11 protein-coding genes are annotated in these 12,693 nt (G+C 65.9%); 3 read left to right on the top strand and 8 right to left on the bottom strand.

The window, feature by feature from the left end:
• Positions 1 to 268 precede the first annotated feature (268 nt).
• Positions 269 to 901, top strand: coding sequence for an RNA polymerase sigma factor (locus tag OLX23_RS11840; protein WP_264445201.1), 633 nt, complete (start codon positions 269 to 271; stop codon positions 899 to 901).
• Positions 898 to 1,563 carry a hypothetical protein gene (locus OLX23_RS11835; RefSeq protein ID WP_264445200.1) on the top strand — a complete coding sequence of 222 codons (666 nt, stop codon included), beginning with the start codon at positions 898 to 900 and terminating at the stop codon, positions 1,561 to 1,563. Before OLX23_RS11840 ends, OLX23_RS11835 begins: the two co-directional genes overlap by 4 nt.
• 4 nt (positions 1,564 to 1,567) lie before the next feature.
• Here OLX23_RS11835 and OLX23_RS11830 read toward each other — a convergent pair whose 3' ends face one another.
• The 6 genes from OLX23_RS11830 to OLX23_RS11805 all read right to left on the bottom strand — a co-directional run bounded on the left by OLX23_RS11830 (position 1,568) and on the right by OLX23_RS11805 (position 8,067).
• A complete protein-coding gene (locus OLX23_RS11830; RefSeq protein WP_264445199.1) occupies positions 1,568 to 2,287 on the bottom strand; it encodes a Crp/Fnr family transcriptional regulator in 720 nt (239 codons plus the stop codon).
• The gene (locus OLX23_RS11825) at positions 2,284 to 2,538 is read right to left on the bottom strand and encodes a DUF6894 family protein (RefSeq protein WP_264445198.1); all 255 of its coding nucleotides are present in this window, start codon (positions 2,536 to 2,538) and stop codon (positions 2,284 to 2,286) included. The genes OLX23_RS11830 and OLX23_RS11825 overlap by 4 nt, the downstream gene beginning before the upstream one ends.
• A 71-nt stretch (positions 2,539 to 2,609) precedes the next feature.
• Entirely contained in the window at positions 2,610 to 3,572 is a 963-nt protein-coding gene (locus OLX23_RS11820) for a TIGR03557 family F420-dependent LLM class oxidoreductase (RefSeq protein WP_264445197.1), read from the bottom strand.
• Between the two features lie 80 nt (positions 3,573 to 3,652).
• Positions 3,653 to 4,912, bottom strand: coding sequence for a spinster family MFS transporter (locus OLX23_RS11815; protein ID WP_264445196.1), 1,260 nt, complete (start codon positions 4,910 to 4,912; stop codon positions 3,653 to 3,655).
• Entirely contained in the window at positions 4,913 to 5,785 is an 873-nt protein-coding gene (locus tag OLX23_RS11810; RefSeq protein ID WP_264445195.1) for an alpha/beta fold hydrolase, read from the bottom strand. It lies immediately after the preceding gene.
• Between the two features lie 2 nt (positions 5,786 to 5,787).
• Positions 5,788 to 8,067 (bottom strand): TonB-dependent receptor, encoded by a 2,280-nt coding sequence (locus OLX23_RS11805; RefSeq protein ID WP_264445194.1) that lies wholly within the window; start codon positions 8,065 to 8,067, stop codon positions 5,788 to 5,790.
• Positions 8,068 to 8,257: 190 nt separating this feature from the next.
• On the opposite strand from OLX23_RS11805, the gene OLX23_RS11800 reads away from it, so the two are divergent.
• Positions 8,258 to 8,884 carry a TetR/AcrR family transcriptional regulator gene (locus tag OLX23_RS11800; RefSeq protein ID WP_264445193.1) on the top strand — a complete coding sequence of 209 codons (627 nt, stop codon included), beginning with the start codon at positions 8,258 to 8,260 and terminating at the stop codon, positions 8,882 to 8,884.
• 217 nt (positions 8,885 to 9,101) lie between these two features.
• Here the strand turns inward: OLX23_RS11800 and OLX23_RS11795 are convergent, their stop codons facing one another.
• Positions 9,102 to 10,535 (bottom strand): aromatic ring-hydroxylating oxygenase subunit alpha, encoded by a 1,434-nt coding sequence (locus OLX23_RS11795; protein ID WP_413629858.1) that lies wholly within the window; start codon positions 10,533 to 10,535, stop codon positions 9,102 to 9,104.
• A gap of 232 nt (positions 10,536 to 10,767) precedes the next feature.
• Positions 10,768 to 12,612 carry a flavin-containing monooxygenase gene (locus tag OLX23_RS11790; protein ID WP_264445191.1) on the bottom strand — a complete coding sequence of 615 codons (1,845 nt, stop codon included), beginning with the start codon at positions 12,610 to 12,612 and terminating at the stop codon, positions 10,768 to 10,770.
• Between the last annotated feature and the right edge of the window lie 81 nt (positions 12,613 to 12,693).

Genomic DNA, 12,693 nt, shown 5'->3' with positions numbered 1-12,693 from the left:
GCAAGGCCGCGACCGCCGGAGACAGGGGGTCGGCGTTGATCGCGCCGGCGAGGCGACATTGCGAAACTCACGGGGCGCTTAACGGGGCGACCGGCCCCACCCTTCGCTGCACCAGCAAAAAATTTTGCGGCGCTCGTGCAGAGGTGAACATAAATCTGCCGTTCAGCAGCCACGGCCTAGCGCAAGGCCCGACGACAGAGGACGCCACGTAGCGTCCCGCGGCATCGGGGTCCGTGTGACATTTGAAGAGCGCCACGAATTCGAACCAGTGACGGAAACGGCCGGTCTCTATGCCGAGCCGGCCCTGCCGCTCCACCGCGCCCGCGAAGCCTGCGCGGCCGATGACGACACGGCATTGATGGCCCGCGTCGCGCAGGGCGACGTCGCAGCCTTCACCATCATCGTCGAACGCTACACGCCGCAGCTCTATCGCGTCGGTCGCCGCATGCTGAGCCATACCGCCGAGGCCGAGGACATCGTCCAGGAAGCCTTCGCCAAGCTCTGGCAGACCGCGCCGCAATGGCGCGCGCACGGCGGTGGCCTGCCCGCCTGGCTGCACCGCGTCGTGGTCAACCGCTGCCTCGACCGGCTGCGCCAGTTCCGCGTGGTCACCACCGATACCCTGCCCGATCTGGTAGACGACGCCCCCGGCCCCGAGCGCGCGCTGGCGATGCGGCGGCTCAACGACACGGTTGAGGATGCACTCGCTTCATTGCCCGGACGCCACCGTGCAGCGATTGTGCTTTGCTATTTCGAAGGTTTGAGCAACATACTGGCCGCACAAGTGCTGGAGCTCAATCTGAAGGCCATGGAATCGCTGTTGTTCAGGGCAAGGCGCAGCCTGCGCGAGCTGCTGGAAGCGCGCGGCGTACGCAGCGACGACCTGGAATTGCTTGCGTGATGGACGAGCCGGATCGCGACGGCGACCTGATTCGAAACCTGGGCGAGCTGACACCTCCCGAAGTTCCCGCCGATCTCGCGGCGCGGATCGTGCGCAACGTCACCGCGCTGCCGCAGCAACAACCTTTGGATTCACCGCAAGCGGAAACGCCAGCGGCACCGCGCCGAGCGCGCACGAAGCTGTGGCTGCCGCGCGCGATCGGTGCCGCCGCAGCGGCATGCGTCATCGGCGCGCTGCTGGTCCACGTCGTCGACCTGGCCGATCTCGGGCCCGGCGCGCCACTGCCTGCCGACCGTCCGGCCCAGGCCGTCAAGGTCGTGACGGGTTCGGTCGAGGTCCGCCTCGCGAAAGCCAGCGAGGCCCCTGCCGCACCCGCACCCGTCGTGCGCAAGCCGGCAAAACCCGCGCCCAGGACTGGACACAAGCATCTCGAGCCCGAGATCATGCCCTCCGATGGCGTGCCCCTGAAGGTCGAAGCCACGCCCGAATTCGCGATCGAGAGCAGCCCGCCGATAGCGCCGGTCGACAAGCCGAGCGAGCGCGAATTGGTTGGCCCAGCCGATCCGCATGGCGCAACCGGAGCGATGCCGCGCGGCGGACCGGCGCCGGGCTTCGGCATTTCCGGCTCGGGCGCGTCGATGCCGGGGCCCGCCCCCTACTGACCGCCTAGCGCGGTACCGCGTCGAGATAGAGATAGGTCGGGTCGAATTCGGCGTAGGCCTTGAGCCCCTCGATATTTTCGATCACCACGCGCCCGCGGCTGAACTGGACGAAGCCGAGCTCGCGCAGTTCGCGCAGCACGCGATTGGTGTGCACCACGGTCAGGCCCAGGCATTCGCCGAGTTCGCTCTGGTTCATCGGCAGCGCATAGGCCTGATCGTCGAGCCGCCCGACGATCTGCAGTCGCGTATAGACCTCGCAGAACAGGTGCGCGGCGCGCGCAGCGCCCGTACGTTGGCCCAATGACAGTTCCCATTCTCGGTGCATCGCCGCGTCGAGATTGGTCGAGAACCACAAGAGCCGCGTCAAATGCGGATGGACCTCGGTCAGCCGCGTCAGCAGGTCGTGCCGGGCATAGGCGACGCGGCAGGGCGAGAGCGCCATCACGTCATGATCGAGCTGCTTCAACGTGAAGCCGTGAAGGTCGAGGAAATCGCCGGTAACGTGCAGTGCGGTGATCTGGCGCCCGCCGTCGCGCAGATCCTTGTGGCGGCACATCAGACCCTCGATCAGCAGGATCGAGCGGTTGAGCGGCTCACCGCGCCGGACGACCGTCTTGCGCGCGGGGATGTCCTCGACCTCGTTGATGATATCGCGCAGCGCCTGTTCCTCCGCGGGGGACACGACGTCGCGCTTGCGCAGCTTGAGCAGCAGGCTGTCGATCATGCGCCATCGCCCTCGGGCAGCCGCAGATCGAAAGCCTCGATGAACGCGACCTGCAGCAGCGCATCCTCGCCCTCGGTAATGTCGATGCGGCCCTGCAGGTCGATCATGCCTTGCCGTGCCTCTTCGGCGATGATCGAACGGATGCTGTCGATCGCTACGTCGCGGGCATTGGCTTGGTCGGGCAGATCGAGACCTTCGTCATCGCGCGTCTCACCGTCGCCATTGTGCACGTGAAAAAAGAAGCGAGGCATTCCAGTCCCTTTGCGTCCTGGCGATGAGCGAACGCGAGCGCGCGGCAGCGGTTCCAAGGCGCGCGTTGCGTTCAACCTCCGCGCTTCAGTTCAGGCAGCAGTTCCTCCGCGAAGAAGCGCGTGAAGCCCTGCTGATCGTCACCGATGCCCGTCAGGACGATGTGATCGAAGCCGGCATCGAGATATTTGCGGATCGCCTTGAGATGGACTTCCGGGTCGGGCCCCGCGGAGATCGTCTCGGCGAGGTCTTCGGGCCTGATATGCTTGGTCGCGGCCTCGAAGCCCGCGACGGTCGGCAATTCGCTGTTGACCGACCAGTCGAAGGCCGAGAAGCGAAAGCGTTCGTGGGCGATCCGGCGGCCTTCCTCCTCGGTCGCGGAATAGGCCAACGCCACCTCGGCATAGGCGGGGCCTTCCTTGCCGCTCTTGCGGAAGCCGTCGACAAGCTCCGCCACGGGCGAAGTGGTCATGATGCCGTCGGCGATCTCGACCGCGAGTTCGACCGATTCCGGCCCGCTGACGCCCAGCACCACCGGGATCGGCTTTTCGGGGGCATCGTAGAGCTGGGCGTGATCGAGCGTGAAATAGGCACCGGCATAGGTGCTTACCCCGCCTTGCCAGAGCTGGCGAAAGATATCGACGGCCTCGCCCAGCATGGCATGCCGCTCGGGCACGGGCGGCCAGACCGCACCGGTAACGTGCTCGTTCAGCCGCTCGCCGGCACCCACCGCCAGGGTGAAACGGTTATCGCTGAGCAGCGCGACCGTTGCCGCAGCCTGCGCGACGATCGCAGGATGATAGCGGATGATCGGGCAGGTCAGGCCGGTGGTGATACCGATCGTCTCCGTGGCATGCGCGATCGCGCCGAGTACAGACCAGACGAAGGGCGAATGCCCCTGGGCTTCGAGCCAGGGATGGAAGTGGTCGGAAGCCGAGACGAAATCGAACCCCGCCTGCTCCGCAAGGATCGCATTGGCCACGAGCGCCTTGGGCCCGTGCTCCTCCGTCATCAGCTTGTATCCGAACTTCGTCATCCTGGGGTCTCCGATGAATATGCGGAGTCCAACGCGGGGCACGTCCGATGGTTCGCGCGGTCGGCGGGTATTAGCCCCGTCTAGGCGCAGTCGCGGCGCAGGCGCGGACCGGCCAGAGTCATCAGCACGGCCGAGACCAGATAGAGCGCGAGCGAATAGAGCATCGAATAGCGTAGCGCATCGTGACCATAGGTCGGGGTCAGTGCATCGGACAGCGCGCCCAGCGCGAAAATGCCGCCGCCGAGACCGATCAGGTTGTTGATCAACAGGAACAGCGCCGAGGCCGTCGACCGCTGCGCCGGCGGCACGAGCATTTGCACCGCCGACAGTACCGGGCCGAGCCAGACATAGGCCATCGCCTGGGGCACTAGGAACAGGACGAAGGCCAGCTTGGCGTCGGAACTGTAGATGCCTGCAGCGAATAGCGGCACGCCGATGACGAAGGCCAGCGCGGGCAGATAGGCGAGGAAAGCGCGGTCGCCGCTGCCCAGGCGATCGCCGAGCCAGCCGCCTAGCAGCATGCCGGCGACACCGCCGATCAGCAGCATCGCACCGATGAAGTGCGACACCTCGACCAGGCTCAGGCCGAAGCTGCGCTGGAGCAGGCTGGGAAGCCAGAAGGCGATGCCGTAGCCGAGCATCGAACTCGTCGCCGCGCCGAACGAGAGCAGCCAGAACGACGGCTTGCGCGCGAGTGCGCCGGCGATGACGCGGAAACGCGGCGCCGGCTCGCTGTCCGCCTGCGCCGGCTTGGGCACATCGCGGACGGTGAGCTTGAACAGGGGCGCGACGAGGATGCCCGCAAGGCCGACGACGAGGAAGGCCGCGCGCCAGTCGACCATCGCCGCGATGTAGCCGCCCGCGAGCACGCCCGCGGCCGATCCCAGCGGAATGCCCAGCGAATAGACCGACAGTGCGAAGGCGCGGCGATGCGCGGGAAAATAGTCGGCGATCAGCGCATAGGACGGTGCGACCCCGCCGGCCTCGCCGATGCCGACGCCGAGGCGCGCGAGGAAGATGTGCCAGAACCCCTGGGCGAAACCGCAGAGCGTGGTGAAACCGCTCCACAGCGCGAGCGAAACGGTGATCACCCAGGACCGGCTCGTGCGGTCGGCGAGCCAGGCCAAGGGCACGCCGAGCGTCGAATAGAGCAGCGCGAAGGCGAGCCCGCCGAGCAGGCCCATCTGCCCGTCGGACAGCTGGAGATCGCGCTGGATCGAACCGGCGAGGATCGCGAGGATCTGGCGATCGACGAAGTTGAACACGTAGACGAGCAACAGCATCGCCAGAACGAGGTTCGGGCGCGCCGGCAGGCCTGCGGGTGGCGTGGCGTCGGCCATCTAGCCGACGTGCGCTTCGAGGAAAGGCACGATCGCTGCGAGCGCCGCGGGCTCGTCGAGCAGCGGCGCATGGCCGCGCGCGGGGACCGACACCGCCGCGAAAGGCCCGGCATGGCGATCGCCCATCTCGGCGACGGTCTCGGCCGAGAGCAGGTCGGACAGCGCGCCGCGGATGACGAGCACGGGCAAGGCCGCGAGCATGTCCCACAAAGGCCAGAGATCGGGCGGAACGGTCGCGGGGCTATCGCCCTTCACGCTGGCGGCGATCGCCGGATCGTAAGCGAGGCGGAGCCGGCCCTCGGGCGTCGCCGCGCAGGTGCGCCGCGCGAAGGCGAGCCAGTCGGCCTCGACAAAGTCGGGAAAGGCCGCGCCGTTGATCGCGGCGCAGCGCGCGGCGGCTTCGGCCCAGTCGGCGGCATCGCCCGTCGGCCCGACATAGCCCTGGATTCGCGCGAGCCCGGCCGCCTCGATCCGCGGGCCGACGTCGTTGAGTACCATCGCCGGCACGCGCGCCGGCTGCGTCGCCGCCATGATCATCGCCATGAGCCCGCCCATCGACGTGCCGATCAGCCCGGCGCGCGCGATGCCGAGATCGTCGAGCAGCGCGAACATGTCGGCCGCATAGACGTCGGGCCGATAGTTGTCGGGATCGGGATCATAGGCCGACAGCCCGCGCCCGCGCTGGTCGGGCACCACCAGCCGGTAGCGGCCCGCCAGATGCGCGGCCAGCGGCTCGAAGTCGGCGCCGTTGCGCGTCAGGCCGTGCATCAGCAGCAGCGCCGGCCCCTCGCCCTCGTAGACCCGGGCATAGAGCTCGAGCCGGCCGCAGGCGCTGCGATAGCGGTGCGGGTGGAAAGGTGCCGGCGCGGTCATCGTCAGAAGTTCAGCGTGCCGGTGACGAAGACCTGGCGCGGATTGCCGTAGAAGGCGGTCAGCGTGCCTTCGGTGCCCAGCGCCGACAGCGGCAGGCCATTCGCGCCGTTGGTGATCGCGCCGGTCCGCGGATCGGCGACCACGAAGGTATAGCCCGAGGTCTTGTAGCGCTTGTTCGTCAGGTTCTTGCCGAACACGCCCAGGCTCCAGCGCTTTTCGGGCGCGGTGTAGACGATGCTGGCATCCCACAAGGTGAAGCCGGGCTGGTCGATGTAGGGGTTGGGAATCTCGAACTGGTAGGTCTTGCTGCGGTAGGAGACCGTGGTGCCCAGCGAGAGTTCGCCCTCGCCAATCGGCGCCGAATAGCCGAGCGTGCCGCTGGCGGTCCACTTCGGGGTGTTCTGGACGCGGCGGAAGGGCGCGACGTCGGTCGGCGTCGCCACCCCGGCCACGGTGATGTTGGTGATGTAGCGCTTGAACTTGGCGTCGACGTAGCCGAGCGTCGCGCCCAGGGTCAGCCGGTCGCCGGACGTGGCGAGATCCTCGCCGAGGCGGGCCCGCCCCTCGAATTCGATGCCCTGGAACCTCGCCTTGCCAGCGTTCGAGGTGACGCCGCAGAAGCTCGGCAGGCCGCTGACGGTACAGGCCACCGATCCGGGGATCTGGACGTCGGTATAGTCGGCATAGAAGCCGGCCAGCGCGACGTTGATCGCCCCGTCGGCCAGGCTGCCCTTGTAGCCGACCTCGTAGCTGTCGACCTTTTCGGGGCGGAAGCTGAGGAAGGTCGCGACCTCGTCGTTGGTCGGGCGCCCCGGGATCGCGGCCGGCGCATTGGCGCCGACCCCGCGCGGATCGAAGCCGCCGCCCTTGAAGCCCTGCGAGAAGCTTGCGTAGAGCGTGTGATCCGGCGTCGGCTGGAAGGTGATCGAGGCGCGCGGCGTGAACTTCTTGAATTCGCGCTCGCCGCGGAAATTGGTGCTCGGCGCGCCGAAGGCCGTGCCCGCACCGCCGAACACCGGCGAACCGCCACCGAGATAGTTCTGGCGCAGGATCTGCGCGGTGCGCTTGTCCCAGGTATAGCGGCCGCCCAGCGAGATGCTGAACTGATCGGAGAAATCGTAGGTAAAATCGCCGAACACCGCATAGGTCTCGGTATCGACGTCGGCCTCTGTGAAGGCGGTGAGCCCGGCCAGGGTGTTGAAGATGCGCACGTCGAACAGCGTGTCGGCCGTCGCGGTCAGATAGTAGAAGCCGAGCAGGCCCTTCAGCTTGTCGCTTTCGTAGAGCAGTTGCACTTCCTGGCTGAACTGCTCGTTACGATAGATGCCGGGCACGTCGACGTCGACCGCGGGCAGCGCGTCGAAGTCGATCGGCGTGGCAGAATCGTCCTTGCGCCAGGCGCTTATCGATCGCAGCGTCAGGCTGTCGCTGAGCTCTGCGGTGGCGTTCATCGCCAGGCCGTAGGCCTCAATGTCCTGCTTGGGATCGTTGAGGCCGCCGCGCGTGTCGAACACGTTGGCCAGCACCGGCGCATTGGTGCGCAGCGACGGGATCAGGCGGTGGCCGCCGCGGGGATTGCTCTTGTCCTTGGTATAGTCGCCCGAGATGCGGATCAGCACGGGCTCGCCATAGCCGCCGATCTCGAGCGTGCCGCGCGCCGCCCAGACGTCCTTGTTGTAGTTCTCGAGGCCGTTGGTCAGGTTCTTGCCGAAGCCGCCCCGCGAGAGCCGCGCGCCCGAGGCGCCGATGCGGATGAGGTCGCTGATCGGGGCGCTGACGGTGACGATCAGGTCTGCCTGGTCATAGGTGCCGTAAGTGCCCTTGATCCGCAGCGAGACGTCCTGCGGCAGCGCCCGCGTCACGTACTTCACCGCGCCGCCGATCGTGTTGCGGCCGTAGAGCGTGCCCTGCGGCCCGCGCAGCACTTCGATGCGATCGACGTCGTAGATGTCGAGCACCGCGGCCTGCGGGCGGTTGAGATAGACGTCGTCGAGATAGAGGCCGACACCCTGCTCGAAGCCCGATACCGGATCCTGCTGACCGACGCCGCGGATGAAGGCGCTGAGCGTGGAGTTAGAGCCGCGCGACACCTCGATCGTGGTGTTGGGCGTGGTCTGACCGATGTCGGTGATGTCGATCGCGCCGCTCTTCGCCAGCGCCTCGCCGCTGAAGGCGGTAACCGCGATCGGCACATCGACCAGGCGTTCCTCGCGGCGCCGCGCGGTCACGACGATCGCATCGTCGCTTTCGCTCGCCGCCGCCTCCGTCTGCGCTTGGGCCATGGCGGGCGCAAACCCACCCGCGACCACGGTCAACACCCCAGCGGAACACGCGCTGCTCTTCAGCCAGCTCGACATGCGCATCGATTTATCCTCCCCGGATTTGCTTCCAGTTTCGATCAGCATATTGAGAGTTGAACCAACTTTCAATATTGGTTTGCTTCGTTTCGGTTAAATCGCTAGCTGTCGCCTCATGAGCACAGTCCCTGCCCCCGCCGACGGCGCTTCCGGCAAGACGCCGCGCACCGAACGGGGGCGCCGCACCTTACGCAAATTGCTCGATGCGGCGGCGATCGAGTTTGGCGAGAAGGGCTTCCACGAGGCTTCGGTCACGGGCATCACTGGCCGGGCGGGAACTGCGCTGGGCACTTTCTACACCTACTTCGACAGCAAGGATGAGCTGTTCCGCGCGCTGGTGAACGATCTCAGCGATCGCGTGCGCACCACCGTCGGCCAGGCGCTCGGCCAGCCGCTGGCACCGTTCGACACCGAGGAGGTCGCGCTGACCGCCTTCCTGCGCTTCGCCCGCGAGCACAAGGAGGTCTACCGGATTATCGACGAGGCCGAATTCGTCGATCCGGGCAGCTATCGGCACCACTACGAATCCACCGCGGCCCGCATTCTCGATCGCCTCAGGCGCGGCGAGGAAAGCGGCGCCTTCCGCAGCGGCCTCGAAGAGGCGCATGCCTGGGCGATCATGGGAATGAACGTGTTCCTCGGCCTGCGCTACAGCATCTGGTCGGAGGACAGCTCGGCCGAAGAGGTCGCGGCGATCGCGCGCAGCTTCCTCGAACGCGGCATCGGAAAAGACCAGGCCTGAACCCGCAGAAAAGCGTCGATGACGCTCGAATCCGGCGCTCCCGAGAGCGCCGCGTTAGAACTTTCTCGATATTTTGGCGTTACTTACACTGCGCGGGCTCGACTCCATAGGCTGCAGTCGAGTCCGCCACCCCCACGGCCTGCGCGCACATTCGTTTGACGCCGCGGGGGCCGACGGACAGGCGCTGCGCGCAGCGCCTGTCCGTGCCGCTTCCGGCTCAGTTCTTGTGAACCAGCGTCACCGCGCCGCGACCTTCCATCCAGTCGGCCAGATTGCGGTGAAGGTTGATCACCTTCTGCTCCTGGTGCGGATTGGGCAGCGGGCCGCGGAAACCGCTCGACTTCATGCCCTTCTGGACGAACTCCATGTTCGAGAAGTCCTGCGCCAGGACCGAGCCCCAGTTCTCGCCCGTGGCCTCGGCATAGGTCCACTCGGTCTCGGGCTCCTCGCCCTCGGGGAAGCGCTCGAGCGCGTAGCTCTCGAACACGCACTGGTTCGGATCGTCGCCATAGGGGCGAACGCGGTAGCAGAGCGCGAAAGTCTCGCCGTGGAGGATGTTCTGGTTGGGCCAGAGCCCCCAGGCGAGCCCGCCCTCGGCCTTGATCTCGGGCGGGACTTCGGGCCAGATCACCCCGCGCGCGGCGTCGTCGGCCTTGGCCGACTTGATCCAGTGGGCGATGCATTCCTGCGCCGTCGCGGTTTCGGGCAGCTCGTCCTTGAGGCGGCTGGCGGCGTTGACGAGCGTCTCGGTCGAGGCCGAGTAGTTCACCGTCTCGTAGTTTTCCTTGATCAGCTCGTAGGTCGAGACGCGCGGATCGTCGCCCTTGCCGGCGCGGGTGGTGCCGGCGCTTTCGGCCATCTTGAACTTGGCGTCGCGCGTATCGTAGCTCGACACCGAGTGCAGCCCGTACTGCTTCGACAGCGCGTAATAGTCCCCATAGGCGAGCAGCTGGGTATGCGTGCCGGCGACGTGGTAGGGCTCGAGGAAGGCCTCGATCGCGGTCTTCCAGTTGCACGGATAGATCGCCCACTGGCGCCACTTGTAGCGCATCCCGGCAAGGTCGAAATGGTCGAGGATCTCGCCCGCACGACCCATCCAGTCCTTCAGCGACATCGCCTCGGGATCCATGTTGATGTAGATGAAGCCGCCCCAGGTATCGACCTTGACCTCGGACAGGCAGGTCATCTCCTTGGTCAGGCCGCCCTCGCCCCAGTCCTGCGGATCGAGGATATAGGTGTTCTGGCCGTCGAGATCGAAGGTCCAGCCGTGGAAGCCGCAGACGAAGCTCTTGCGGTTGTTGCCGCGGACGTCGTGTACGTGATCCTTGTGGATGCTGTGCGGGTTCGGGATCATGTCGGGCACCGAAACGAGCTGGCGGCCGCGGTGCGGACAGACGTTGTGGAAAGCCTTGAGGCTGCCGTCGTCCTTGCGCAGGACGATGATCGATTCCTCGGCGACGTTGTAGGTCATCCAGTCGCCGGGATTGGGAAGATCGGTCTCGCGCTCGACCATCTGCCAGATCTTCGGCCAGAGCAGCTTCTTCTCCGCCTCAAGATATTCCTTCGAAAGGAAGGCCTCGGTCGGGTAGGTCACCATGTCTTCCCGATCCATGACGTCGGGCTTGATGTTTTCGGGCTCGATCTTCGACAGCTCGTTCACGATCTTCTCCACTTCCGCCTGGCCGCCGGGCTTGAGCGCCCCGCGTACCGCTTATCGATGCCGACCCGTCCTACCGCAGATCCCCCCGCGATGAAACCGAGGAGCGTCCGGGCGTGTATCCGAAACAGGCCGTGGGCAGTCTCTATCACAATAAGAACGAATGATCATTCTTTTTTCTGAAAAAGAATGAGGGCCCGCACGGATCGCGCGAGCCCTCCGGATTTCAGTCGGCGCTGACCCTCTCGCGAACACGCAGGCCTGCGAGATCGCCCTTGTCGCGCCAGTCCTTGAGCATGGCCTGGAAATCGTGCCAGCCGAGGCCCCACTGGCGGAACAGCGCCCACTTGGGCTTGGTCTCGCCCTCGTTGTTGAAATAGCTCGGCGTGCATTCGAGCGTGAAGGCCGAATTGTCGGGCTCCATCGCCTCGAACCGCGCGACATAGGCGTCCTGCGCTTCTTTGGTGGTCTCGACCACATCGGCGCCGCGTGCCAGCGCCGTGGCGACGATGTGGGCGATATGCTCGCCCTGGCGGCCGATCATCTCGGTCACGCTCGAATTGAGACCGCCCTGGATATAGCCCATGAAGAACTGGTTCGGGAAACCGTGGGTCATCGTGCCGTGCAGGGTCACCGGACCGTCGCGCCAGTGATCGTAGAGCGACTGGCTGTCCTGACCCGCGATCACCGGAATACCCCAGCGGCGTTCGAGATCGCTGGTCACCTCGAAGCCCGAGGCGAAGATCATGCAGTCGATCTCGATCTCCTCGCCCTCGTGAACGAAGCCCTTCTCGGTCATCGCCTCGAGCCCCTGGGTCGCCGAAACGTCGATCAGCTTGACGTTGGGCTGATTGAAGGCCGGGTAATATTCGTCGTTCGACAGCGGCCGCTTGCAGAGGAAGCGGAACCAGGGCTTGAGCGCCTCGGCGGTCTCCTTATCCTCGACGATCGATTCCACGCGCTGGCGCATGCGCTCCATCACGCGGTAGTCCATCACCTCGCGGCGGGCCATGAACTCCTCGAGGCTGAGTTCGGGATAGCCCTCGGCATCGAGCTCGGCCTGCATGTTGCGCGCGATCTCGGTCCAGATGTCGCAGATCAGATCGGGCTCGCCGGGCTGGAAGAACTCCATCGCGGCGCGGTGGAAGTTGTCCTGGCGCGCGCGCTGCCAGCCGGGCTCCAGCGACGCTGCCCATTCGGGATCGGTCAGCGGGTTCGAGCGCTCGTCGATGTTCGAGGGCGTGCGCTGGATCACGTAGAGCTGCTTGGCGTACTTGGCGAGGTAGGGCACCGCCTGGACCGCGGTCGCGCCGGTGCCGAGGATGGCGACGCGCTTGTCCTTGAGCTTGTCCATCACCGGCGCGCCGTGCTGGCCGCCCGTGTAGTCATAGTCCCAGCGCGCGGTGTGGAACATCTTGCCCTTGAAGCTGTCGATGCCCTTGATGCCCGGCAGCTTGGGCATGTTGAGCACGCCGCAGGCCATGACCACGAAGCGCGGGCGGAATTCGTCGCCGCGGTTGGTGCCGACGCGCCAGCGACCGATGGCATCGTCCCACTTCAGCGAGGTGATCAGCGTGTGGAACACGCCCTTTTCGGCAAAGCCGAAGGTCTCGGCGATGCGTTTGCAGTGGGCGTAGATCTCGGCGCCGTCGGAGAACTTCTTCGAGGGCATCCAGCCGGTCTCTTCGAGCAGCGGCAGGTAGCAATAGGCGTCATTGTCGCACTGGATGCCGGGATAGCGATTCCAGTACCAGACGCCGCCGAAATCACCGGCGTGGTCGATGTTGCGGAAGTTGGTCACGCCCTGCTGGGTCAGGTGATAGGCCGCGAGCAGTCCCGAGAAACCGCCGCCGAGGATCAGCACGTCGAGTTCGTCGAACATCGGCTCGCGCGGCTCGATCTCGCGATGCGGATCGGTCGCATAGAGATCCTGCATCTCGCCCGAAACCTTGACGTACTGCTCCTGCCCGCGGGTCTGCATGCGCTTGTCGCGCTCGACCGCGTACTTCGCGCGGAGTGCGGGAATGTCGAGCGTGTCAGCGGCGGGGACGTTGGTGGTCAGGCAGGTCATGATCGCTCCCATGGATTCGTTGGGCGCGACATAATTTATAATCAACAGTGATGTCTATTATAAATTATGTATCCCATTCCC

Origin of the sequence: Novosphingobium sp. JCM 18896 (assembly GCF_025938095.1) — a bacterium.
GTDB lineage: Bacteria > Pseudomonadota > Alphaproteobacteria > Sphingomonadales > Sphingomonadaceae > Novosphingobium.
Note: the sequence above shows the minus strand (reverse complement) of the source record. Positions and strands in the feature narration are given on the sequence as shown.